Origin of the sequence: Dyadobacter koreensis, assembly GCF_900108855.1 — a bacterium.
In the GTDB taxonomy this organism is placed as follows: Bacteria; Bacteroidota; Bacteroidia; order Cytophagales; family Spirosomataceae; genus Dyadobacter; species Dyadobacter koreensis.
Map to the genome: position 1 here is coordinate 555,248 of NZ_FNXY01000002.1, position 24,577 is coordinate 579,824.

The following is a 24,577-nucleotide window of genomic DNA, read 5'->3' on the forward strand; positions in this document are numbered from 1 at the left end:
ACTTTTATAAACTGAACCAGAAGGAAATCTTGACGGCGAAGGGCGTTACGTTTGGATTATTTTTATAAGTGAGACGGTGGATCGCATCTACGCGCCCAAATTTGAAAATATTATCAACGCCATAACCTAATTCGAGATAGGGCGTGTTGCCCAATTCGTTAAAAGTCTGAATTGGATTACCCTGCGCATCGATTGTCGACGCAAGTGCCATATTCTGCTTACTCACCTGTCCGTAAAATAACTTTCCGGTAGCCAGTAACCGTAATTTTAATTTACGAATTGCCGGAATCCGGTTTAGAATAAAACCTTCATCATTATGTTCGACACGAAGGGTGACGTACCGATCTGCAATGAATTCAAAATATTTCATCAGGTTAAAAGCATTGTCAACATAGAATAGGGATTCATTTCCTAATGGATTGTAAAGTAAGGTGTAAGGAATGGTAGAAGGGATGTAACCTAGCGTCAAGTTGTAATAAGTCCGCCCGAAGACACCTGCCCTGAAAGTTTGTTTGACGTTTGCTGCAAACTTGTGGTAGTGAAAATCTCCGTGAAGAAAGTTTTTCATGCCAAGCGTATAACGGAATGTAAATGCAGGTGAATTTCCGGTCCCCATACTAATCCGTTCGTTATCGTTTTGCAGGAAAGTTTCGTTTCCGGCAAGGCGCGTTTCTACGTTCAATTCTGTTATTTCATAGGTACTTCTCAGCGGAGATTCAACACCCATTTCTGGCTTGCTTCGGTAAGCAAAATCGAAAAGCGGGCGGAAATCCCGGTGCCGAAGCTGAACGCTGGCCGTGAATCCTTTCACAAGTTCTCTTTTGACATATGCAGAAACATCTTCCTGCCAGTAAGGTCTTCTAAATTGCCCGAATCTCGAAAATGCGCCAAAAATTGTATTGGTACCAATATTTTCAGCAGAAACTCCTAAGCGTTCTAAATCCTTCGAATAGGAAATTCCAGCCATCGTCCAGGGTTTTCTGGAGAAGATGTAATCAACTCCGGCACCGTATTTAAAAGCGTGGTCACTAAATCCATAAGCTCCATATCCGCTTAAAATCAGTTTCCGGCTAAATCCGGGATCGGTTTTAAAACCAAGTCTCAGGCGGTGTCCTTCCACATTATTATTGGCATATAAAAACAGATAAGGGCCAATGTCGATATTCCATTTGTCAATCTTTTTATAGCCATTTACAAAGATGTTCAATATCTCTGTATACGTTTTTACCGCTGGTAATACTTTCAAGGAATCTACCAGCTGGAAGCTCAGAATTTCAGATTTGGTCAAAGATTCCGGACGGCTTTTTTGCCAGAAAGCAGAATCGTGAACCATATAATCTTCCTTTAACTCAATTGCAGTATCGAAAAATTTCGGGCCGCGCGGTGCGTTGATTTTATAATGGGTATTGGAAGAATAAAATTTAAGCAGTAAACCAGCAGTCTGCTTTGTTGGCTCATCGACATCAATCAAGACACGGGTTTTAGTTGGAACCCATGTTTTATCATCTTCAAAAAGGTCGTAAGAAGTCTGGATCTTAATTTTTTCAATGAAGTTCAGGTTAGCTCTTTTACCGACATTCGCATCCATTTGCGTCAATGCATAATTTTCTCCGTCGATCCAGAAAGATCCGCTGAATGCAAGATCCTGCTCCTGACGCGGTTCGAAATCAATCTTGTAATCATAGGTTGAGCCATTTTTGATACTATCCGCCAGATAATAATCATAATATAATTTCCAGCTTTCGGAAATAGGTGAGATGAAATCCTTTTCAAGGACGTTCAGCCAGTTGTTATAAAAATTATATTGCTGGAAAGAAGAGCCAACAATCTGAGACACAAAGCTTCCGTCTGTCAGCCCGACCCCGGAAACTTTCGTTTTATTAATAATTTCCTTTTTCTTTTTTGGATCCTTTCGGAAATAGACATTTGAAACAGACTCTGAAATGAAAATCGGGATGATTGTCTCGCCATCTTCTCCTTTTACCTCATCATATTTATCGACAATATGCGTCATTTTTTTTACCGTCCGCCTGTTTCGGAATTTTTCGGAAAGGTTGTCGATATCTATCTGGATCTTGTTATAACTTTCATACTCATAAGCTTCCAGATTTTCAGAATTGTTAACCTTTCGGTTTTCGACAATCTTTCGCATAATTCGCCAGGCCGGGTTTTCTCCCGCGAAAATTCTTACTTCTTTCAATTGGAGGGCACCAGGCGTAAGCTGAACATCAATGGTTTGTTCCGGTAAATTAGGCGCAATAGCTTTACTTTTTGTTCCATAACCCACGTAGGTTACGAGCAGCGAATCCGCAGGTGGAGTGAAGGTAATGGAATAAAATCCATCGAAATTTGTAGTTCCTCCTGATAGCGATGCCTTAATGGCAACATTTGCGAAAGGTACGGGATCTCCGGTGGTGGCGTCTGTGACGCGCCCTTTGATTGTATAAGTGGTTTGTGCGAAAGTCCGGACAGATATTAATACCGCTAGAAAAACAAATAATAGTTTAATAATCTTCATATTAACATCCCAAGCCTCCGTGAGTAAAATCTATTTTGTTAATCCAGGTCCTTTTTTCTTTTTTATCTCCACATTAGACGTAATATCCGCTTTTGGTCTCAAAACATGTACATCCAGAACTGCCTTTGGCCGGGCGAGATATTCCCGTATCAAAGTCCTGACAGAGTAACCGTCCGGGACGTCCTGAGCGGCAAACGAAATTGCATTAATTCCCTCATTATGCGCAATGTACAACGCTCTCGCATTGTGGAAGTTTTGTGAAATAACGGTGAAATTATCCTGATTAAAAACCTGCTTGCACCGCACTACCGAATCAAAAGTCCTGAATCCGGCATAATCCAGCGTCATCACATTTTCAGGTATTCCCAGATTTAACAACGCCCGCTGCATATCCAGAGGCTCGTTGTAATACTCTGAGTCATTATTTCCGCTTAGTATAATGTACTTGATTTTCCCTTCTTTAAATAGCCTCGCTGTCGCTTCCATGCGGTATTTGAAAAAAAGATTTTCTTTTCCTCTTTCGGTATTCCGACTTGTTCCCAGAACCAGTGCGACATCATTCGAAGGGAGATTTTTTATTGAGAAATAGTTATACTGTTTGGTGCAGTATACCACCCAAAAGTTGCACAGCAGGATAAAAACCAGGCTGGCAAAGAGTAGGGCAATAACTATTTTGATCAATTTTTTCACGTGCCTCCTTAAAGTTAACCTCTAAGTTGATGTATATATTGAGGGTAATTATAAGTATAACAAATGGTTTCTGCTTTTCTATACGCGCAAACCAATATATTTTGTTGCTCGAATAAAGAAAAAGGTTTGAATAGAAAGTGCTGGCACTTCCTATTCAAACAAACCAAGTTGTGATTTTTCCGAATCCGGGTCTTTGTCCTTTTTAGGGGCCTTTTTCGGCTTTACTTCTTTTTTATTTTCTATTTCTTTTATTTCAGGAGAATCTTCTTCCGTCGAAATTTCTTCAGATTCAGTCACACCCAGAACTTCTGAATCTTCGCCTTCGGATTCTGTACTCTGATCTTCGGCTTCGTTTTGATCTTCATTTTCGTCCGCGGACTCGTCAATTTCCTCAAATTTTGCCTCCCCGATCGGTTCCGGTTCGGCCAAAGGTTCAAGCCAGCGGATTTCTTTATATTTATCGATTGACAATTTATAACCCATCGCTTTCCAGCCGCGAATATCAATCAGATCCTCTACGACAAATTCTTCGTGCAGCTGATCCCTCTTTTCATTTTTAGCGTGAACAATTTCAAAGCGCGGGCGTTTGTCGGTCGAAGCCAGTATCAATTTACTATTTTTTGCGTCACTGATGAAGACAAATTTCTTATCGAGTGAAGAAGTTTCTATAGTAAAGCGTTTTATAAAATGCTGCTTTTGTCCACCATCATAATATAAAGCGGTAATCGGAAGCTTTGTGTCAAATTTCCTGACAAGCAAAACTTCATTCGAAACGTAGTGGTTGGTCAGGTCAAAATTGGTAAGCTCGTAAGAACCGTCTTTGTAGATAACCAAAATATTATCTGTCGAGCCGAAATTTCCAAGATATTCTCCTCTTTCGTCACGGTTCAATCGGCCAATAATCGGGTCAAACCACATATCAACACCACCAAGTGTTGATCGGCCTGCCTGTTTCATTGTCAGTTTTCTAACCGTGTATTTGGTCAGAATATTACCCATTGCACTTCTGTTTTTGATCAGAAGGTCAGCAAAGTTGAAATCAAACTGTTTCACTTTTGCTTTACTTTGGGCCGTGAGATTTACTGTGATAATTTCAGCTTCGCCATTTTCATTGGCTGTAAAATACGTAATTTTTGATTTAGGCGTACCTTGCGTCAGATCATATTCACGGTCACGCGTGACCGCTGTAACCTGGAATCTTTTGATGTAGGAAACTCCGGTTTTACCATCCACGTAAACCAGGTTATAGACTTTACGCTCGTCATTTTTAACAAAAACAGCGCAGTGAATAATGTCTTTTCCAACAAACACCTTGTCCTGGACTTTGGTAACCAGGCATCTTCCGTCGCTTCTGAAAACGATAATATCATCAATATCCGAGCAGTCCATGACATACTCGTCTTTTTTCAACCCATATCCAATAAATCCTTCTGCACGGTTGACATAAAGTTTTTGGTTATTCGCCGCAACGATGTTTGCAGAAATTTGATTGAAAGCTCTGATTTCAGTTCTTCGTTCCCTTCCTTTGCCGTATTTCTTTAAAAGATCTCTGAAATAGTCGATTGCAAAACGGGTAATGTTGGCAAGGTTGTCTTCAGTTTCAGAAAGTTCATCCTGCCATTTGCGCATCAATTCGTCAGCTTTATATCCATCATATTTGGATATACGTTTGATGCGGATTTCCGTCAGTTCAATAATATCATCGTCTGTGATCGCTCTGTAAAACTGTGGTTTATAAGGTTCAAGACCCTTGTCAATCGTCCTGATTACAGCTTCAAAAGTTTCGCACTCTTCAATATCCCGGTAAATACGGTTTTCAATAAATATTTTTTCCAGCGAACCGTACAGGATTTTTTCAAGAAGGGCCAGCCTTCTGATTTCCAGCTCGCGTTTCAATAAATGAACAGTCTGCTGGGTGTTGTATCTCAATATGTCGGTTACACCAACAAAATGAGGTTTATCTTCAATGATTACGCACGCATTCGGGGAAATGGAAACTTCACATTCCGTGAATGCGTAAAGTGCATCGATAGTAATATCAGGAGAAACTCCGGGAGCAAGATGAACCTGTATTTCGACATCCGCAGCCGTGTTGTCGACTACTTTTTTTATTTTTATTTTTCCCCCATCATTTGCTTTGATGATCGAATCGATAAGTGACGAAGTGGTTGTTCCAAATGGAATGTCCCTGATCACCAGCATTTTCTTGTCTTCTTCCTCAATTCTTGCTCGTACACGAACCTTCCCGCTACGGTGACCATCGCCATAATTCGATACGTCAACTTGTCCGCCCGTAAGGAAATCCGGGTAAATCGTAACTTCCTTTCCCTGCAAAATGTTGATCGAAGCTTCAATCAGTTCACAGAAATTATGCGGTAATATTTTAGTGGAAAGACCAACCGCGATACCTTCAACGCCTAATGATAACAAAAGAGGGAATTTGACCGGCAAAGTTACCGGCTCGCGCTTCCGTCCATCGTAAGATAGCTGCCATTCAGTTGTATCACTATTGAAAACAATTTCCTTGGAAAATCTGGAAAGACGGACTTCAATATATCGGGCAGCTGCTGCGCGGTCGCCCGTACGCAAATCGCCCCAGTTTCCCTGTGTATCAAAAAGAAGTTCTTTCTGGCCAAGGTTTACAATCGCATCGTTGATTGAAGCATCTCCGTGCGGGTGATACTGCATCGTTGAACCGATTACGTTTGCAACTTTGTTGAAACGGCCGTCATCCATCTCATTCAGCGCGTGCATGATTCTGCGCTGAACAGGTTTTAAACCGTCTTCAATGGCTGGGACAGCCCGTTCCAGAATTACATAGGAGGCATAATCAAGAAACCAACTTTCGTAAAGGCCCGAGACGGGTAATTGACTGTGTAATTCGCTATCTTCTACGTTAGGCGTAGCTCCGTTTTCGTCCATAAATTGAGGCGGAAACTAAGGGTTTAAATGCTGTAAAACTTTTATAAAATCATGCGCTTATCGGTTGTCCGTACATGGATAATCGATTTTTGAAGGATTAAAATGCACGAAGATCGCCGGGAGGCAAAGATTAAAATACTCGCTAATATACGAAAAAAAGAGATTGTTTCCCAGTTTCAGACATCGGAATCTACCGCTTTGAGCACGGTGAGCAGTTCGCTTATCATCATCGCTGTGGCTCCCCAGATTTTGTATCCGTTCACTTCATAATGTGGGGCGGTGATCTGTACTCCGCGTACCTGAATATCGCTGGACCCAATAATGGAAATGTCTGAAATGTGTTTCAGTTTTATCTCAAAAATATCCTCCACTTCCCGCGGATCAGGAAAAAAATCAGGACGGTAGGGCATAGCGGCGACTACCGGTAATACGTAAAAATTGCTTGGCGGAATAAATAATTCCGTCAAAATTCCTAAAATTTTTACATCATTTAAACGCAATCCGATTTCCTCCTGCGCCTCGCGAAGTGCAGTTCTTATCAAATTCTCATCTGTTTTCTCATAACGTCCGCCTGGAAAAGCGACTTGTCCGGAATGCACGCCGTCGTAAGCCGGACGAAGAATTAGCGGGAAATAAATTTCGCCTTTGTAAGGATAAAAAAGAATGAGCACGGCACTCTTCCGGGTTCGTTCATTGGGTTTTACTGTAAGCCTTAACTTTGAAGTAGACTGCATGAACTGATGAGCGGACTCACCTGGAAGTGGATCTTTTAATTTTTTAAGCAATTCATTCGTAAAAAACGAGAAAGATCCCTGAGCCATAGAGGCGATTAAATAATTTAATTTGGTATCAATTAATACTTAACAGTAAAAACCAGCTTAGAGTTTCACGGAAAATAAAGAGTTCCACGAAGTAAGCCAACAAGTTAATGTCGGTTACTTTTTAGCTTTCTGATGGTTTTTCTGAGTTTAACAATGTTACTAAATATTTTTTTGTAAGACAAGTGATCGGTTTAAACTGACGCATATAAGCCAACAAGTTGTTCTGCACAACGCTGACCATCCATTGCGGCAGACATTATCCCGCCTGCATATCCAGCACCTTCGCCACATGGGAAAAGCCCTTTTACAAAAGGGTGTTCACAGGTTTCGCGTTCTCTTGGAATACGGACAGGTGAAGAAGTGCGACTTTCGACGCCGATCAACTGTGCATCTCCGGATAAGTACCCTTTCATTTTTCTGCCAAAATCAAACAGCGCATCACGCAGCGGAAAAGCCATATTTGGCGGAAGCACTTCGTACATATCAACCGGCGTAATTCCGGGCTGATAAGAAGTTTCGCGAAGCTGACCAGACATTTTTTTGTTAACGAAATCCGTAGCCAACTGCGCAGGAGCGGTTTGTGTCGCTCCGGCAAAATTGCAGGCAGCCTGTTCAATTTCTTTTTGAAATTGTAGGCCTGCCAAAGCACCGAACTCACGATAAGGTTCAATATCAACGTCTTCCACAGAAACGACAATGCCAGAATTAGCGAACGGTGAATCTCGCCTTGAAGGAGACATTCCGTTTACGACAACCTCACCAGAAGCCGTAGCCGCCGGGACAATAAAGCCTCCGGGACACATGCAAAACGAGAAAACTCCCCGCTGAACTCCCTGATACCGGGTTTGGGTTACGAGGCTATATGAGGCAGCAGGAAGATAGGGGCCACGATCAGTTTCGCAGTGATATTGAATTTTATCGATCACATTTTGAGGATGTTCGATGCGAACCCCCATAGCAAAAGATTTGCTTTCGATGAGAATTTTCCGGTTGTCCAGTAGTTCATAAATATCCCTTGCTGAATGCCCCGTTGCAAGAATGACACCAATGCCAGTATGCTCGGTATTATTATCTGTAACAACACCTTTCAATTTATTCCCGTCCAGAATCAGATCAGTAACTTTGGTGTCAAAGTGAATTTCGCCACCTGCTTCCAGAATGCTTTTTCGCATTTCGGCGACAACCATTGGCAATTTATTGGTACCGATATGCGGATGTGTATCGATCAGGATTTGCTCATTCGCGCCATGGCCGACAAATATTTCGAGAACTCTGCGGATATCCCCTCGTTTGTTGGAGCGGGTATATAGCTTTCCATCCGAATATGTTCCCGCGCCTCCTTCACCAAAACAATAATTAGATTCCGGATTGACAATATGTTCTTTATTAATCGCTGCCAGGTCGCGTCGTCTGGTGCGTACATCTTTCCCACGTTCGAAAAGAATTGGTTTTATTCCTAATTCGATTAAACGGAGAGCGGCAAACATTCCGGCGGGCCCGCAGCCAACAATCAGCGCTTTCGGCCGATTCGTAACATCAGGATAGTGTAGCGGTGTTTGAATAAGTGACGGAGGTAGTTCGTTCAGATAAACCTCTGCCTGTACATTAACTTTTACCTGTCTGCTCCTGGCATCAATAGATTGCCTGGTTTTTCTGATAAATGGCTTATCATCAGATCGTAAACGAAGTTTTTTATTAATAAACTGACGAAAAGCATCATCGTCCAGAGCGATCTCTGGTGAGAGTGTAAGTTGAAGTGTTTGTTGCATTGATCAGAAAGGGATTTATCCTTTAATGATGCAAAGTTAATGATTTTTTGCTTTTAGCATATTCAGATCTTTATTTCACCTGGTCCATTTCGTTGGCATATCTGGTGATATTGATTAAGGGTATTTGCGCATGGTGGGTTGTGTTCAAAACTTTTATTACTTCATTGGCAAGCACTGCCTGACCGATTGCAGTCGGGTAAATTCCGTCGGCAGAAAAGAAGTTGCCATTTGGATATGAAGGATCGATCTTGAAACCGTCTTCGGAAATATATTTTCCAGCGATAATTTTTTTATATACGGAATAAAAGTCGACAACTGCATAATTGTATTCTTTCGACCATCTTACCAGCAAATCGTTATAAAAATTTGGTCGGGCAATTTCCGTTTTCCTGATCACGTCGGAATCCATCAGATGTGGGTTTTTAAACGTTTTATTGAAAATGTTAGCCACATTAGCAGTTGGTAAAAAAAGTGATTCCGGTGTGGCAGCCATTGAATGATCTGAATCGTCCGCTTTTACTCCAATCGCCTTTCCGCTTTTCTTCATCAACTGGTCATAATTAAACCAATGGAAATAAGGAAAGTCAATCACATCAGGAACCGTCGCGTAAACATATTTGGTACCTTTCTCTTTTAAATAATTGTGAATATACAACTCCCATGTAAACTCACTTCCGCCATAGGGATACCCGTTCCCTCCATTTATATTAGCGGAAATAAAAACGTCGAGACCGCTTTCCACGAGTGCCAGATCTGGTCTTATTGTTTTTAAATAATCATTCAATGACTCTTTTCCGTTACCTGCAAACCGATTGGCCAGAGAAGCATTTAATCTTTGATTCACCCATAAATAATTGACATTTGAGAAATCAGCTGGTTTTGGGTTATGCTTATAATAGTCAACATAGGCGGCTAATTCCTGTCCGGGATTTAAATGGAAAATGTTGTTTCCACTTCCTGGGATAGCAAAATTGTTAACAGCAGTTCCATTATAAGGTTTCAGATAAACAGATCCTCTTTCAGTCCATGCTGTATTATTGGTTACTTCCTGAAAAAATGGCATGGCTGATGATCTTTCTCTAACCAGATAACCAGTTCCATTCCCGTATTCCTTATCAAAAAGGGGCTGCTTAAAGTTTGTTAAACCCATTTGTCTGGCAACCAGATTCGGGTAGGACGTGAGTTGGCCCTGACGGTATAAGCCGCCATCGCGATATCCGGCAGCATTTGCGTCGCCGATCGCAATCATAAATGGTTCAGAAGAGCCCGTGATTTCCAAATCGCCCAGATTTACAGAACCTGCCGCAGGGGCCCAGGCAAAAGAGGGGTCTGCCTTGACAGGTATCAAAATTTCGCCAGCTTTTAAAGGATTGTCAATATTGGTATATGGAGAAAGAGAATCGGTATTTTTATTACAAGACAAGAAGAAAATTGGGGCAACGAGCAAAATAAAGAAAGTGTAATTTTTTTTCATGGCATGTCAGGTTTACGTGAGTAGCTAATAAGTATAATAAAGGTTTATAAAAACTCAAAATTTATATTCAGTTTATTTGTCAATTTTAATTTTTAAGTAGCTAAAAGTCAACTGAAAGTAAATTTTGATTTCAACCTTTTTGATCACCGAATTTTGTCCCAATATTGCGATTTCAAAAATCCTAAATCTTAACATATGCCTCTTTCAAAAAGAATCTTGCTATTGCTCGTTTTCTTTCCTGTTCTGCTTAGCGCACAGCATACCAAAGTACTGACGAATCACATTGGATATGAAAATTCTCAGATTAAACGAGCAATTATTATTAGTGAGAAAAAGATCGAAATTCCATTATTCAAATTAATTGATTCAGAAACTGGAAAAGTTGTTTTTTCCGGGAAACCCGTTTTCAGTGGCCCGGTCAGGAAATGGAAAAACTGGCTTTTCTGGACGATCGATTTTAGTACATTTAATGAAAACGGTTCTTATATTATTCATGTTGCAATCGGTGGGCGAACAATTGCTTCTTATCCATTTATGATCGGAAAAAATGTTCTCGAACAATCGACACTTTCCAATGTGATATACTATTTCAAAGGTCAGCGGAGTTCCGGATTATTGGATGCGGCCGATCATCATCTAGTATTATCGGGTCAGACGAAAGATACTATTGACGCCCATGGTGGCTGGTATGACGCTTCTGGTGACTATGGGAAACACTTATCACATCTTACTTTTTCCTCTTATTTCAATCCGCAGCAAATTTCTTTGACTGCGTGGAGTTTATTTAAAACTTATTCTTTGTTGACAAAAAAGAAAGGAACTGATTTTCGTCAGTATAACCGGCGACTTTTAGATGAGGCCATGTATGGTGCAGACTATCTTGTCCGCATGCAGGCAAAAAACGGTTCGTTTTACAGGTCTGTTTCAGCGCCCGGACCAGGAAAATTAGCGAAAGACCGTGTGATCCGGGCCGAAGACCAGAGCTATCGGATCAAACAAAATAAGGATCAGTCCTTCAATGACAGCGATAAATCGGACAGCTGGAAAAGTTATCAGGTAAGCTATCGGTCGGGTGGGGGTGTCAGTATAGCGGCTCTTGCTATGGCGGCGGCTCACGATACTTCTGGCGAGTTTTCAAATAAAGAATATCTTGTTGCGGCAGAAAGGGCATTCGATTTTCTGGAAAAAAATAACGTTCAGATGACCAACGACGGCAAAGAGAATATCGTTGACGATTACTGCGCGTTAAGTGCTGCCACTGAATTGTTAAAGGCAACAGGTAAAGATGTATATACCAAAGCAGCGGCCAAAAGGGCTGATCAGCTTTTGGCCCGATTGGTTTCGGGAAATAATCAAACCGATTATTGGCGTGCAGATGACAAAGATCGTCCATTTTTTCATCCTTCTGATGCAGGTTTGCCGATTGTTAGCCTGACTTATTATTATCCATTTGCAACGGAACAAGTGAAAAGCCGAATCAGGGAAGCAATTAAAAAGTCTCTGGTTCATGAACTGAATATTACCAAGGAAGTTAATAATCCGTTTGGGTACAGCAGGCAGTTTGTGCAGGATACTCTTGGAAATCGTAAAACGACTTTTTTCTTTCCACATGGCAGCGATGCATCACCATGGTGGCAGGGAGAAAATGCGCGAATTGCATCGATGGCAGCCGCAGCCCGACTTGCCGCACCGCTTTTTAGCGAAGATAAAGTCTTTGAAGAAAAACTGGAAAACTTTGCGCTTAATCAGCTTAACTGGATTTTGGGATTAAATCCCTATGACGCCAGTATGCTTCATGGTTCGGGACATAATAATCCTGCTTATGGTTTTTTCGGAACTTTTGAATATACCAATGCGCCCGGGGGAATTGCAAATGGAATTACATCCGGACTTGAAAATGAGGAAGATATAGATTTTAACCTGTCTTATGCAAAAACGGGAAAAGACAACGATTGGCGCTGGGCAGAACAGTGGCTTCCGCATGCTGCATGGTATCTGCTGGCGATTTCAGCTCGGAAGTAAACCGAGCTTATGGTAATTTAATCGTTAACCTGACTTTATGGTATATATCCTGTAAGTCAGGTTAAACTTTTTAAGTCATGAACAAAATTAACCGCCGCAGATTTTTGAACACAGCAATTTTGGCCGCCGGTGCCAGTGCGTTGCCAGAGATTACTTTTGCTCAGGAAACTATTGAAAAGAAGCAGATATCCTGTAATCAGTATTCCTGGATTACTTTTTATCAACGGGACGGAAAGGATTGGTTTGCCAACCTGGATTCTTCGCTGGCAGATTTTTCAGCATCGGGATTAAAAGCTTATGAGCCAGGCCTGAATAATAAGGATGAGGCAAAAAAGCTATTGCCGTTGCTAAAAAAATACAAACTTTCGATGCCCTCGGTTTATGTCAATTCATCATTGCATGAGGCGGCTGAGGCTGAAAAATCGATTCAGACTGTAATGGATATTGCAGAAGCGATCAGTCCTGCCGGGACAAAAATTATTGTAACTAATCCTAATCCTGTAAAATGGGGCGGTCAGGAAAATAAGTCTGACGAGCAATTGACAGAGCAAGCCAGCAATCTTGACAAATTGGGTGCTGCTTTGAAAAAATACGGCATGACATTGGCGTATCATACGCATGATGTAGAATTAAGAGCTGCTGCACGAGAATTTCATCATATGATGTTATCAACTAATCCACAGAATGTGGCACTTTGTCTGGATGTCCATTGGATATATCGTGGCTCAGGAAATTCTGAGATTGCATTATTTGATATTGTAAAATTGTATGGAAAGAGAATTGCTGAGTTGCATTTACGTCAGTCGAAGAACGGTATCTGGCAGGAAACTTTTAGCGATGGGGATATCGATTATCAGAAATTGGTGAAAATGCTGAAAGAAATAAGCGTTAAGCCAAACCTCGTTTTGGAGCAATGTCTTGAAGAAACTTCTCCTAAAACCGTGGACGGGATTGAAGCTCATAAGCGAGATCTTGCAGTCGCGAACGAAGTGTTCAAAGATTGGTTGAAGTGAGGAAATATTAAATTAAATCACGTTCAGGCCAATTTTACCCGAATTGGTAAGGTTTTTTGTGCGTTAAAGTTGTAACTTTTGAAATCCTCAATTTAACGAACAACACCATGCTGACTACTGATTTTTTCAAAGTAGAGGAATTGCTGACTCCTGAGCAGCGTCTGATCACCCAGGTCGTAAAGGAATTTTGTGATAAAGAAATAAAACCTGTCATTGAAGGGTATGCGCAAAGAGCGGAATTTCCTGTCCAGTTTGTGAGGAAATTTGGTGAGCTTGGCGTTTTTGGCCCAACTATTCCCAAGGAATATGGAGGCGGCGGACTGGATTATCTCAGCTATGGTCTGATGTGTCAGGAAATTGAGCGCGGCGATTCGTCGATGCGTTCAACTGTATCGGTTCAAAGCTCGCTGGTGATGTGGCCGATTTTTCAATTTGGCTCCGAAGAACAAAAACAGAAATATTTGCCCGGCCTTGGAAAAGGTGAAATTCTGGGTTGCTTTGGGTTGACCGAACCGGATTACGGATCTGATCCCGGCGGACTAAAAACTAAGATTTCGAAAACACAGGGAGGATATTTGCTTAATGGTTCAAAAATGTGGATTTCAAATGCACCTTTTGCGGATATCGCTGTGGTTTGGGCGCGGAACGAAGAGGGGCGCGTGCAAGGCGTAATCGTGGAACGCGGTATGCCTGGGTTTACCACCGCAACAATTCATGGAAAATGGTCGCTTCGGGCAAGTGCTACCGGGGAGTTGATTTTTGATAAAGTATTGATTCCAAAAGAAAATATCCTGCCAGATGCACTTGGGTTGAAAGCTGCCTTACAGTGTCTTGATCATGCACGTTTCGGTGTTGCCTGGGGTGCCATTGGCGTGGCGCTTGACTGTTATGAGACTGCACTTAAATATTCAGGAGAAAGATTTCAGTTCAATAAACCCATTAGTTCGTTTCAGCTGGTTCAGAAAAAACTCGCTGAAATGCTGACTGAAATTACCAAAGCACAATTATTATCGTGGCGTTTGGGAACCTTAATGAATGAATCTCGTGCTACTACTACGCAGATTTCAATGGCAAAAAGAAATAATGTGGAAATGGCTTTGCAGGTTGCCAGAGAATCACGCCAGATTATGGGTGCGATGGGTATAACGGATTCATTCCCGATTATGCGGCATATGATGAACCTGGAATCGGTCATGACTTATGAAGGAACGCATGATATTCACCTGCTCATTTTAGGCGCTGAAATAACGGGTAATCCCGCTTTTAAATAAATCAGATTTCCTTGTTAAGGATTTCTTTTTGAAGCTCCTTGCTTGTTTGCCTCGATCCGTCAGGGGACCAGCCGGGAGCTTTGATTAAATATTTTAGTTTGGTTTTTATATCGATTGGCTGTTCAAAATCTTTTTTTATCTCTTTCCATTCATGAAAAACAGTTTCAGTCAAACCGTCGGTTTCTGTCTGCTTGGTTAATCCGTAACGGGCTGGAACGGACGGTAGTTCTTCCTGAAAAGTCCCAAACATTCTATCCCAGATAATAAGGCACATACCCATATTTTTATCCAGATATTCAATGTTACTGGCATGATGCACTCGATGATGCGAGGGCGTTACAAAAATATATTCGAGCCAGCCAAGTTTGCCGACATATTCTGTGTGAACAATAATCCCGTAGATCTGTGTCAGTGAATACATGATGACGATATCGGCCGGATTAAACCCGATTAAAACCAGCGGAATGAAATAGACAAAACGGTATAACGGCTGGAAAACCGATGAGCGGAATCCCGTGGTCAGATTGAAATGTTCTGAGGAATGGTGCGTCACGTGAACCGCCCAGAATAAACGACTGTGATGGTCGACGTAATGAAGTGTGTAAAAGGCAAGATCCTCCAACAGAAAAAGCGCTCCCCAATAAAGATATGGATTCTCCACAGGTTCGATGATCCTGAAATTATAAAACCAGATCAGAACACCAATATAAGCAGCACGAAACAGCAAATCTACACTACCGTTCAGCAACATTAATGCAGCATTGGTCAACGTATCTTTAACTGTATAAGAAGCTCTATGTGATCGATAGGTTATAAATATTTCAAGGCATATCAGAAAGACATAGAAAGGCGTAGAAAGTTTTAAAAGTAGATCCTCGAATTCGTAGGTACCTGGCATAATAACGTTTGCAAATATTTTACAAAGATAGAACGGTAGGGAAGCAGAAAGATAATATTTCAGCTTTTTAAGAATATTCTAATATTGTTTATTCCATCGTCGCTATTGTCACTGTTGGTAAAGTATAAAACAAAGATGACATAACCAATTTCAACCTTACTTCGCTTATTAATTAATCAATCTGCGAAGTGCTTTCCGGAGTTCTTCATTTTTGTGTTTTTTCTGTAAAATAACCGGCGCTGCTATCCGCTCTTTGCAATCAAAAAGTGAACATCTTTCACATGTTTCATTCACATCACGTGAAGGGATTTCCGGATCATCCAGAAATTTGATCGTGTTTCTGGTGTGATCATCAAGGTAAACACCCATAGAAACACTAACGTTCAGGTTTGGTGTGGTGACGGTCGGCTGTGCAAAAGTGACGATCAGATAATTATCCTGCGTGTCGATGTATCTCGATTTCTGCGCAGCACACATTGTATTGATATAGGTTTTATTTTTTACTGCCTCGGCAAGATCATTCAAAATCGTGAGTGCGATCCATCTTCTGCAATAATGTTCGTCCTTAACTGTATGTGGATTGTGTTTTCTGGAAATGTGCATTTCCTTTGTCATCTCAAATAGATTCTGTCCGGCGAAGTTGTTGAAGCGCGAGAAGAAAATTTGTTTGATACCGAAATGCGTTGGCAAAACATTACTGAGACGATAGCAAAACGATTCCGCCGTTGTATTGAACTCTTCGACCATACCAACCAGTTTTTCCGGCTGCCAGGTTTTCAGCTCAAAAAATTCCCTTAATCTCGGAATGAGCAGGCTCCGTTTGATAATAATTGCACTGGCAAAATAAGAAGCTTTAAAGTTGTTCAGCAATTGTTCAAAAGATTCTGCTTCGACGAGCGCGGTGGTGTGCAACCGGTTTTTAAGTTTCAGGTACACATATCCGATCTCTCTGCCATAAATAAATGCACGCTGTACCGAAGACAGATGAACGTTGATAAGCAACCTGTTTCCCTGTGGACGGGTTATGGTTAACGAACGAACGCTGGCGAATTCCGGATTTATTTTCTCGTTAATGTTTTCAATTTTGTAGTTGTATTCAGAGCGAAGCACATCGGCCAGATAAGATTCGTTCAACAGTTTTTCTGCCGGAATACCTCTTTCAAGCATAAATCGCTCTGCTTCTTCTTCAATGTCTTCGAAACAATTATCATGCATTTCCTGATATGTGCGCAGTGCGGAGAAATAAAATTTCTCAACCGACATATTGTAATTTCTGGCTATCTCTATAAGCGTTCCGACGAACGCGCTGATTTTGGTTGGCGCATCGGAAAGTAGTTCCAGCAAACTGGCAGGGTCAATACCGAAAAGTTCCAGAGGAAGTTCTGTAAGGATATTTGAGCTCAAAAGTTCAGAGATAGGTTCGAGCCTTTTACTGAGTTTAAGAGAAACCAGCGTGTCATAATCCACTTCCATTGCCGCTGCCAGTGCAATTATTTTATCCGATTTTGGATACTTTTTGCCCTTTTCAATTTCATTGATATAGGATATCGACAACCCCGATTTTTGGGAAAGTTCATTCAACGACAACCCTTTGTCCAGGCGAAGCTGTTTTAATTTTAGTCCAAAAACCAGTCGTACGTTATCTGTATTTAAAGCCACAATAAAGAAGGTATAAGTAAGAAGTTCCTGGCAGCTCGAAACTAATTGTTTTCGAAACTGACCCGGCATATCCAAACATCAATTGAAATGAATTGCAAAATTAGTCGATATACTTCAAATCCCTAACTTCCCCATTACTCTTCGTCAGGTTTGTTAGGAATTGTTGTATCCAAAACAAAAAAGAGAACCATTCCGGGAATGATTCTCTTTTTGTTTCTATCAGGTATTTTGTGCCTTAAAAAATTGAGAAGCCCAAAGTTGCCTGGAATAAATTGCTTTTTTTACCGAATTGTGCCGCAGTTGTTGCATTGTCATAGTTGATTTTTACGATGTCGTTGAAGTTGCCTTCGTAACGAACATCAAGACTCAAACGTCCAAAATCTACACCTACACCTGCCTGGTATCCAAATGCCAGACGATTGTTGAATTCCGCTTTTGAGTTTGTGTTCGTAGCTTCTTCAAAAGAGTCACCCAATTTGCCATTGCTTGACAAACGATAAGATGCCATTGGTCCCGCATTGATTCTGAAAAATTTAGCGATGCGAACACCAAAAAGTACAGGAACGTCAAGATTAGAGAATCTTACGTCTACTTTGTTATCATTAACTGAATTGTCAAAGTTGAATTTAGCTCCTTTCTGAGAAAGTAAGAATTCTGGCTGAACGTAGAAGTTACGACCGAAACGAAAGAATACCCCACCAACAAAACCTAATGTACGATCTGAATTATCTTTAAAATTAAAAGCATTTCCACCCGAACCCAGGGATAAATCGTTTCCGTTGACGTTAGATAAGTTTGCACCTGCCTTGATACCAAACCTTACTGCTGGATCATACTGTGCTGATGCCGAAAAGCTTATTCCCACCGCACAAAGAGCTATTAATAATAACTTTTTCATTTCTGTTTTTAATTTGATGATTATAATATGTTACCGTTTACATAACGTATATAAAAGGTATGCCGTTGCCACAACAACATATACAGCCCCAATTGTGAGCATTTGTTTCCACAACCACATATCGTTTTTAAATTTTTTTAAAATATGTGTATTTAATTCGCACTGGCTACTTAATACGAATAAGCGGAAGATTAGTCACGTTAAAAAATCTCTGTTGTAAACCGGATTTTCCCCTAACCCGTTAGTAATCATCAAAGTCTGATCAGACTTTCCTATCTAATGTCGATATGATTTAAGAGAAAAGAAGGCTGATTACGATCAAAAACGCTATTTTTGCGGGCTGTTAAGACCAAAGTTAATTTTAGACTAAATTGTTGAGAAAGAATGAGTGAATATAGTCCGCGGGAAATAGAGAAAAAATGGCAGAATTTTTGGGAACAGAATGAGACTTTTCAAGTAGAAAACAAGTCTGATCTTCCTAAATATTATGTTTTGGATATGTTTCCGTATCCTTCCGGTGCCGGCTTGCATGTAGGCCATCCACTTGGATATATTGCTTCTGATATTTACTCCAGATACAAGCGCCTGAAGGGATTCAACGTTCTGCATCCGATGGGATTTGATAGTTTTGGTCTTCCTGCGGAGCAGTATGCGATCCAGACCGGCCAGCATCCCGCAATTACGACGGAGCAGAATATTACCCGATATATTGAACAATTGAAAAACCTGGGTTTCAGCTATGACTGGAGCCGTGAAGTTCGTACATCCGATCCGTCTTACTATAAATGGACACAATGGATTTTTACCGAACTTTTCGAAAGCTGGTATAACAACGAAACGGACAAGGCTGAAAGAATTGAAACACTTGTCGCCAAATTCGAAAAAAATGGTAACCACAGTGTGATCGCAGCCTGCGATGAGGATACTCCCTCGTTCACGGCTCAGGAATGGAAATCATATTCGGAGGAAGAGAAATATAAGATCACTTTAAAATACCGTATTACTTACGTTGCTGATGCAACCGTAAACTGGTGCCCTGGTTTGGGATCAGTGTTGTCAAACGACGAAGTAAAAGACGGCGTTTCTGAGCGTGGCGGGTTTCCGGTTATCCAGAAATTGATGCGCCAGTGGATGATGCGGATCACAGCTTATTCTCAACGTCTCCTGGACGGTTTGGATAATGTGGATTGGACTGAATCGTTGAAAGAACAACAACGTAACTGGATTGGCCGTTCGGTGGGAGCTCTGGTGAAATTTCCTGTGGCTACTTCTGCAACAGGTGACGCCGGCGCGGAAACCATAACAGTTTTTACAACACGTGTAGATACGATTTATGGAGTTTCGTTCATGGTGATTGCGCCGGAACACGAACTTGTAGATGTGATCACGACGCCGGAACAAAGAGCTGAAATTGATGCATATATTGATTTGACTAAAAAACGCTCTGAACGTGACAGAACAAGCGATGTGAAAACCGTCTCCGGTGCTTTCACAGGTGCCTATGCGATCAATCCATTTAACGACGAAAAAATTCCTGTTTATATCGCTGACTATGTGTTGGCGGGATATGGAACAGGTGCGGTTATGGCCGTTCCATCGGGTGATCAGCGTGACTGGAATTTCGCAAAACATTTCGATTTGCCGATTATTCCAATTTTGGATTCTCAAAAAGAAATTGACGTTCAGGCGGATAATACGAAGGAAGGTAAATATATCAATTCGGGAATGATCAACGGATTGACATTCCATGAAGCGAATAAAGTGCTTATTCAGTGGCTGGAAGAAAAAGGTGTTGGTAAAGGAAAAATCAATTATCGTTTACGTGATGCCGTTTTCAGTCGCCAGCGCTACTGGGGCGAACCGGTACCGGTTTATTACAAAAACGACAGTACCGGACAACCCTTACCTTATTTGTTGCCGGAAAATGAGTTGCCGTTGAATTTGCCTGCGATTGATAAATATTTGCCAACAGAAAACGGTGAGCCGCCATTAGGCCGCGCTGAGGGTTGGAAACATGGCAGCGGCAATGGTTATGAATTAAGTACGATGCCGGGATGGGCTGGAAGCAGCTGGTATTGGTATCGTTATATGGATGCAAAAAATGAAACGGAATTCGCATCAAAGGAATCAATCGATTACTGGCGGAACGTTGACTTGTATATCGGTGGAACAGAACATGCAACCGGTCACTTGCTTTACAGTCGTTTCTGGAATAAATTTTTGAAAGACAGAGGTTTTGTGCCAGAGGAAGAGCCTTTCAAAAAACTGATCAACCAGGGAATGATCCAGGGAAGAAGCAGTTTTGTTTATAGAGTAAAAAGTGAAGATTACAGTAAACCTGTTTTCGTCAGCGAAGGTTTAAAATCGCAGTATGAAGTTTCGGCGTTGCACGTGGATGTGAATATTGTCGAAAATGATATTCTGGATATTGAAAAATTCAAGGCAAGCCGTCGTGATATCGCTGGTGAAAATGCTGAATTTATTCTGGAAGACGGAAAATATCATTGTGGCGTGGAAGTCGAGAAAATGTCGAAATCCAAATTTAACGTCGTAAATCCCGATGATATCGTAACAAAATACGGAGCGGATACTTTGCGTCTTTATGAAATGTTCCTCGGACCTTTGGAGCAGGCAAAACCATGGAATACCAACGGTATCGATGGAACATATCGTTTTATCCGTAAATTCTGGCGTTTGTTTTACAATGATCAGGGGCAATGGCTTGTCAAAGATGAGGCCGCAAGACCTGAAGAATTGCGCGTATTGCACAAGACGATTAAAAAGATTGAAGAAGATATCGAAAACTTTTCTTTCAATACCGGCGTCAGTGCGTTTATGATGTGTGTAAATGAACTTGGAAGTTTGAAGTGTAACAAGCGATCGATTTTGCAGGAACTTGTTGTTTTAATTTCTCCTTATGCACCTCATTTAAGTGAAGAATTGTGGGACGCTTTGGGTAATGAGAAGGGGACTGTCTCAAAAGCGCCTTTCCCGAAATGGGAACAGCAATATGTAGTGGATGCAATTTTCGAATATCCGGTTCAGATCAATGGAAAAGTTCGGGTAACGCTTCCTTTTGCACTCGACACTGCGCCAGCAGATATAGAGAAAGAAGTATTGGCGAACGAAGTGGTTATGAAATGGCTTGAAGGAAATACTCCGAAAAAAGTCATCGTTGTGCCGAAACGTATAGTGAACGTAGTTATTTAAAAAAAAATCCCGATGTGAAACTTTCACATCGGGATTTTTTTTACACCAGACAATTTAATCCATTTTTACAGAACGTTCTGTTATTTTTTCCAGCAATTGAAATTCTCTTGTTTGTTTTTCTCCTTTGCTGGAAATCTCCAATGTATAGTTCCCGGCAGGCAGTTCGTTGGTGTCAATTTCCAGTCTCAATTTTTTATCGCTTTTCCCCGTTATTTCTTTGTAAAACACTTTGCCTTTGGCATCCTGAAAAAGGATTGCAGTGCTGGCATCGTTGTACTTATCGACATTTACTTTAATTTTTCCGCTTTTGGAAGCATAAACTCCGGAGTTGAAACCTGTAACTTTTTTTATTTCTTTATCGCTTGCAAAAGTCGAAACAGAAACTGCGAAGGTTAAAATAAATACGCTTAAGATGGTTTTGAATGAATTTTTCATGGCTAATAGATTTATGTGATTGAACTTCTGTTGCTCTTAAAGAACATAACAAATGTATGTGTTATGCTAGGTACTATGCAATGCAAAGTACATGAAAGGTAAATAATATTAATGAGTGGTAAAATGAAGTCAAATGGTTACTTGCTACATCGCTCTTTGATAACGCAAAAAGCCTGTTCAGAACGTTATTGAGTTCGAACAGGCTTTGAGTGTGTGTAAAATGGAGGAATAAATAAGCTTAAAAATAAGTTTGTTGATGAAGTGTTATTAAAAGTGTGTGTGTAATCCGTTTTGTAAAGAAAATATATAGTGTGTAATTGAAATTCTGTTATCTAGACTAGTGTTCGTGTTGTAGGTCACAATCTTGTGTGAAAATTATTTTAAAATGTTTTCCTCCCATTCCAATAGTGCTGTTAATGACATTCCAAAAGCTTTGGCAATTGCCGCTGCTCTTCCCACAGTCAGACTGGTATCGCCTGTTTCAATTTTGCTGTATGCTGTCTGGCTTAGTCCGATTTCCTGTGCCATTCGTTCCTGCTTAAATCCATGCAGCTGACGAAGCTTTTTAATTCTTTTGGCAAGATCATTGGGATTATCGGTTTTCATAGCCAACAGCGGATTTATAGTAAACTGACAGATACTGGTTGTCTGTTTTGTTTAGACTAGCTGTGCTGAAAAACGTCACACGCTTATCGAATTTAAACGTATGTTTTTTGTAGATGGAATTTCCGAGCGAGGAGTTTTTATGTAGTTTTTAATTATTATTATCTGAATTTCAATGGTTTAAATATTACACTCTTTTTTTGAAAACTTGAATACCTGCCCAAGTAATTTGAGGTTGAAAATCCGGCGCAGCATTCGATCTTATCTTTTTGTACTTTTGCCTGCGTATGGCAAAAAAGAAAACGCAAAGCAGCAGATTAGCGAAACCTGATTATTTGAAACCCTTACCTGCCAAAGGCTGGGCAATCATAGCAGGCGTTGTTTTGATTATCGGAGCATTAATTTGGTGGCGAGATAGCAAGGATGAAAATCAATGGACTTACATTTCAAAGGCTGGGATCAAACTTCCGCTCAAATATGCTATACATGGAATCGATGTATCGCATCATAACGCAAAAATCAATTGGGACAAGCTTAAAGAATCCCGTACAGATGAAGTCGGGATTGATTTTGTCTATATAAAAGCCACGGAAGGAGCCACGCATCTGGATAAACAATTTCAGCGCAACTGGAAAGAAGCCAGGCGGACCGGGATGAAACGCGGAGCTTATCATTTCTACAATCCAAGAGTAATGTCTGATCGGCAGGTGGCTAATTTTATCGGCCAGGTTGAGTTATTGCCGGGAGATCTTCCTCCTGTGCTTGACCTTGAAACGGATGCTCGAAAACCGAACGATATTATCGTAAAGGGTGTGAGAAACTGGCTTGTTTTGATTGAAAAACACTACGGTGTCCGGCCGATTATTTATGTTAACGAACACTTCTACAAAAAGTACATTGCCGGAAATTTTGACGATTATCCGCTCTGGCTGGCGGGTTATTCAAGAACCCATCTGAATGATCTGGCCGAAGATGCTCATGTTCTATTTTGGCAGCACAGCGAAAAGGGCTGGGCCGCAGGCATCCGTGGTTTTGTTGATTATAATGTTTTTCTGCACGAGAGCGGAGATTGGGAGGCTTTGGGGGAATAATTCTTCTAAACTTGTGCGTGATCTATATGATATTTTAAACTAATTCTTGATTTATTCTAAATTTGATTAAGATAGTGTAGAAGAACTTGGTTTTTGTTGACCTGATGTTTCTACATTGTACTCCGAATTAAATCAGTACGATGTTTAACTATGAACCTGACAAAATATCTGGAACGCTTTGAGCGGTTACACCATTTGATTGGGAAAAAGTCGACTGGCACCCCTGCCGAATTAGCTGAAAAACTGGATCTCTCCAAAAGAGCGGTGTACGAATACATACGTATTATGAGGGAAATGGGAGCCCCGATTGCCTTTTGCCATGTCAGGCAAACCTATTATTATGAACGTACTGTCGGGTTTAGTATGGGTTTTCGGGAATTGAATAATGAGGAAACCAAGTCTGTTGAAGGAGGAGCGTTTCAAATAACATCCGAATTTTTTAAAGAATTATCGCCAGTGCAGAAATAGTGCACTGGTAGATTCTAGATTTATGGCTTGCAACTAAAAGAATGAAACTTTTAGTTGGATATGACTTTATGCAATTCAATTGATGAAAAAATCTTTGTTGTTCTATCCGGCCAATATTCAAAGTCACGTGATTCCCGCAATGAATCTTGCCAGTCATTTGCAAAACGAGTACGAAATTTATGTGCTTGTGATGGATGAAAAATTATCCGACATTGTTCGCAGTCATGGTTTTTATCCCATCCTTGTCAGCCCGTTTAAAGTAGGTATCGGTCATGAGGCGGGTTATCTCAATGAAAAGGGACTGAAATATACCCTTTGGCATATTCTTCTGGCTATGCGCAAAAATGTGCTTTTTGATGATAAAGTCCATGAACTTAATGCTGTGGTTGGTCATATTAGAACCGCAGCGGTTATTGTTGATATTTTTAACAGTACCGAGCTGTTTCCATTGCACGTCATCTTTCCTCAGACGCCCCTGGTGTGTTTTAACCCGATGTTGTCGACGTATAAAGTGGACGGATTTCCAACTGTTTCAGAGAAATCATGGGTGACTGCGAATACAATGGATTATAAAATACATCAGAAGGGACAGATTTTTCAGGGATGGACCACCTGGATTGGATCTTCGTTCAGGTGGGTATATTCCGGAATTCTTTAAACAACCACACTATCCATGCTTAAAAATATCCTCACATTTTACCGGAATCCCTACGCCGGTTTTAATACCGGAAAAAACGAAACAATAAAGGAAAGGTTAACACTATTCAAAAAGGCGTTTATTTTTTGCTTTTGTTCCTGTATTATCATTGTTTTAT

At 40.9% G+C, this 24,577-nt stretch carries 18 protein-coding genes; 7 read left to right on the forward strand and 11 right to left on the reverse strand.

Translation table 11 applies throughout. The features are described from left to right. Window positions 1-4: 4 nt before the first annotated feature. From BMY70_RS06860 to BMY70_RS06885, 6 genes are all read right to left on the reverse strand, one after another. A complete protein-coding gene (locus tag BMY70_RS06860; RefSeq protein ID WP_090333779.1) occupies window positions 5-2,518 on the reverse strand; it encodes a DUF5686 and carboxypeptidase-like regulatory domain-containing protein in 2,514 nt (837 codons plus the stop codon). Window positions 2,519-2,548: 30 nt separating this feature from the next. Next, window positions 2,549-3,163 carry a SanA/YdcF family protein gene (locus BMY70_RS06865; RefSeq protein WP_090334768.1) on the reverse strand — a complete coding sequence of 205 codons (615 nt, stop codon included), beginning with the start codon at window positions 3,161-3,163 and terminating at the stop codon, window positions 2,549-2,551. A gap of 195 nt (window positions 3,164-3,358) precedes the next feature. Then, window positions 3,359-6,130, reverse strand: a complete 2,772-nt coding sequence (locus BMY70_RS06870) for a DNA gyrase/topoisomerase IV subunit A (protein ID WP_090333782.1) — start codon at window positions 6,128-6,130, stop codon at window positions 3,359-3,361. A 176-nt stretch (window positions 6,131-6,306) separates the two neighbouring features. Continuing rightward, window positions 6,307-6,951, reverse strand: a complete 645-nt coding sequence (locus tag BMY70_RS06875) for an NUDIX hydrolase (RefSeq protein WP_090333785.1) — start codon at window positions 6,949-6,951, stop codon at window positions 6,307-6,309. 191 nt (window positions 6,952-7,142) lie between these two features. Then, entirely contained in the window at window positions 7,143-8,720 is a 1,578-nt protein-coding gene (locus BMY70_RS06880) for an NAD(P)/FAD-dependent oxidoreductase (protein WP_090333790.1), read from the reverse strand. Between the two features lie 70 nt (window positions 8,721-8,790). Then, window positions 8,791-10,194 carry an SGNH/GDSL hydrolase family protein gene (locus BMY70_RS06885; RefSeq protein ID WP_090333792.1) on the reverse strand — a complete coding sequence of 468 codons (1,404 nt, stop codon included), beginning with the start codon at window positions 10,192-10,194 and terminating at the stop codon, window positions 8,791-8,793. 195 nt (window positions 10,195-10,389) lie between these two features. Between BMY70_RS06885 and BMY70_RS06890 the strand changes: the two genes are divergently transcribed. The 3 genes from BMY70_RS06890 to BMY70_RS06900 all read left to right on the forward strand — a co-directional run bounded on the left by BMY70_RS06890 (window position 10,390) and on the right by BMY70_RS06900 (window position 14,500). Continuing rightward, the gene (locus BMY70_RS06890) at window positions 10,390-12,216 is read left to right on the forward strand and encodes a glycoside hydrolase family 9 protein (RefSeq protein ID WP_090333795.1); all 1,827 of its coding nucleotides are present in this window, start codon (window positions 10,390-10,392) and stop codon (window positions 12,214-12,216) included. A gap of 77 nt (window positions 12,217-12,293) precedes the next feature. Further along, window positions 12,294-13,229 carry a sugar phosphate isomerase/epimerase family protein gene (locus BMY70_RS06895; RefSeq protein WP_090333797.1) on the forward strand — a complete coding sequence of 312 codons (936 nt, stop codon included), beginning with the start codon at window positions 12,294-12,296 and terminating at the stop codon, window positions 13,227-13,229. A 107-nt stretch (window positions 13,230-13,336) separates the two neighbouring features. Continuing rightward, on the forward strand, window positions 13,337-14,500 hold the full coding sequence (locus BMY70_RS06900) for an acyl-CoA dehydrogenase family protein (protein WP_090333800.1): 1,164 nt from the start codon (window positions 13,337-13,339) through the stop codon (window positions 14,498-14,500). Window position 14,501: 1 nt separating this feature from the next. Here the strand turns inward: BMY70_RS06900 and BMY70_RS06905 are convergent, their stop codons facing one another. From BMY70_RS06905 to BMY70_RS06915, 3 genes are all read right to left on the reverse strand, one after another. Further along, window positions 14,502-15,398 carry a sterol desaturase family protein gene (locus BMY70_RS06905; protein ID WP_090333802.1) on the reverse strand — a complete coding sequence of 299 codons (897 nt, stop codon included), beginning with the start codon at window positions 15,396-15,398 and terminating at the stop codon, window positions 14,502-14,504. Between the two features lie 168 nt (window positions 15,399-15,566). After that, window positions 15,567-17,057, reverse strand: a complete 1,491-nt coding sequence (locus BMY70_RS06910) for a helix-turn-helix domain-containing protein (protein WP_090334769.1) — start codon at window positions 17,055-17,057, stop codon at window positions 15,567-15,569. Window positions 17,058-17,292: 235 nt separating this feature from the next. Beyond that, window positions 17,293-17,955, reverse strand: a complete 663-nt coding sequence (locus BMY70_RS06915; protein ID WP_090333804.1) for a porin family protein — start codon at window positions 17,953-17,955, stop codon at window positions 17,293-17,295. A gap of 384 nt (window positions 17,956-18,339) precedes the next feature. On the opposite strand from BMY70_RS06915, the gene leuS reads away from it, so the two are divergent. After that, window positions 18,340-21,165: a leucine--tRNA ligase gene (gene leuS / locus BMY70_RS06920; RefSeq protein ID WP_090333807.1), complete on the forward strand. Its 2,826-nt coding sequence runs from the start codon at window positions 18,340-18,342 to the stop codon at window positions 21,163-21,165. Between the two features lie 54 nt (window positions 21,166-21,219). On the opposite strand, the gene BMY70_RS06925 is transcribed toward leuS, so the two are convergent. Both BMY70_RS06925 and BMY70_RS06930 read right to left on the reverse strand, forming a co-directional pair. Beyond that, complete coding sequence (locus tag BMY70_RS06925; protein WP_090333810.1) at window positions 21,220-21,600, reverse strand: T9SS type A sorting domain-containing protein; 381 nt, start codon at window positions 21,598-21,600, stop codon at window positions 21,220-21,222. A gap of 375 nt (window positions 21,601-21,975) precedes the next feature. Next, the gene (locus BMY70_RS06930; protein WP_090333813.1) at window positions 21,976-22,206 is read right to left on the reverse strand and encodes a helix-turn-helix domain-containing protein; all 231 of its coding nucleotides are present in this window, start codon (window positions 22,204-22,206) and stop codon (window positions 21,976-21,978) included. A gap of 284 nt (window positions 22,207-22,490) precedes the next feature. On the opposite strand from BMY70_RS06930, the gene BMY70_RS06935 reads away from it, so the two are divergent. From BMY70_RS06935 to BMY70_RS06945, 3 genes are all read left to right on the forward strand, one after another. After that, the gene (locus tag BMY70_RS06935; protein ID WP_090334770.1) at window positions 22,491-23,294 is read left to right on the forward strand and encodes a glycoside hydrolase family 25 protein; all 804 of its coding nucleotides are present in this window, start codon (window positions 22,491-22,493) and stop codon (window positions 23,292-23,294) included. 150 nt (window positions 23,295-23,444) lie between these two features. Further along, window positions 23,445-23,762 carry a helix-turn-helix domain-containing protein gene (locus tag BMY70_RS06940; protein ID WP_090333816.1) on the forward strand — a complete coding sequence of 106 codons (318 nt, stop codon included), beginning with the start codon at window positions 23,445-23,447 and terminating at the stop codon, window positions 23,760-23,762. An 82-nt stretch (window positions 23,763-23,844) separates the two neighbouring features. Next, window positions 23,845-24,420 carry a glycosyltransferase family protein gene (locus tag BMY70_RS06945; RefSeq protein ID WP_090333819.1) on the forward strand — a complete coding sequence of 192 codons (576 nt, stop codon included), beginning with the start codon at window positions 23,845-23,847 and terminating at the stop codon, window positions 24,418-24,420. The last annotated feature ends 157 nt before the right edge of the window (window positions 24,421-24,577 follow it).

Bases quoted from the DNA above. Each gene is read 5' to 3' on its own strand.
- BMY70_RS06925 (WP_090333810.1), bottom strand. From the start codon at position 21,600: ATGAAAAATTCATTCAAAACCATCTTAAGCGTATTTATTTTAACCTTC.
- BMY70_RS06875 (WP_090333785.1), bottom strand. From the start codon at position 6,951: ATGGCTCAGGGATCTTTCTCGTTTTTTACGAATGAATTGCTTAAAAAA.
- BMY70_RS06945 (WP_090333819.1), top strand. From the start codon at position 23,845: ATGAAAAAATCTTTGTTGTTCTATCCGGCCAATATTCAAAGTCACGTG.
- BMY70_RS06885 (WP_090333792.1), bottom strand. From the start codon at position 10,194: ATGAAAAAAAATTACACTTTCTTTATTTTGCTCGTTGCCCCAATTTTC.
- BMY70_RS06890 (WP_090333795.1), top strand. From the start codon at position 10,390: ATGCCTCTTTCAAAAAGAATCTTGCTATTGCTCGTTTTCTTTCCTGTT.
- BMY70_RS06935 (WP_090334770.1), top strand. From the start codon at position 22,491: ATGGCAAAAAAGAAAACGCAAAGCAGCAGATTAGCGAAACCTGATTAT.
- BMY70_RS06930 (WP_090333813.1), bottom strand. From the start codon at position 22,206: ATGAAAACCGATAATCCCAATGATCTTGCCAAAAGAATTAAAAAGCTT.
- BMY70_RS06895 (WP_090333797.1), top strand. From the start codon at position 12,294: ATGAACAAAATTAACCGCCGCAGATTTTTGAACACAGCAATTTTGGCC.
- BMY70_RS06940 (WP_090333816.1), top strand. From the start codon at position 23,445: ATGAACCTGACAAAATATCTGGAACGCTTTGAGCGGTTACACCATTTG.
- BMY70_RS06905 (WP_090333802.1), bottom strand. From the start codon at position 15,398: ATGCCAGGTACCTACGAATTCGAGGATCTACTTTTAAAACTTTCTACG.
- leuS (WP_090333807.1), top strand. From the start codon at position 18,340: ATGAGTGAATATAGTCCGCGGGAAATAGAGAAAAAATGGCAGAATTTT.
- BMY70_RS06880 (WP_090333790.1), bottom strand. From the start codon at position 8,720: ATGCAACAAACACTTCAACTTACACTCTCACCAGAGATCGCTCTGGAC.
- BMY70_RS06900 (WP_090333800.1), top strand. From the start codon at position 13,337: ATGCTGACTACTGATTTTTTCAAAGTAGAGGAATTGCTGACTCCTGAG.
- BMY70_RS06860 (WP_090333779.1), bottom strand. From the start codon at position 2,518: ATGAAGATTATTAAACTATTATTTGTTTTTCTAGCGGTATTAATATCT.
- BMY70_RS06915 (WP_090333804.1), bottom strand. From the start codon at position 17,955: ATGAAAAAGTTATTATTAATAGCTCTTTGTGCGGTGGGAATAAGCTTT.
- BMY70_RS06870 (WP_090333782.1), bottom strand. From the start codon at position 6,130: ATGGACGAAAACGGAGCTACGCCTAACGTAGAAGATAGCGAATTACAC.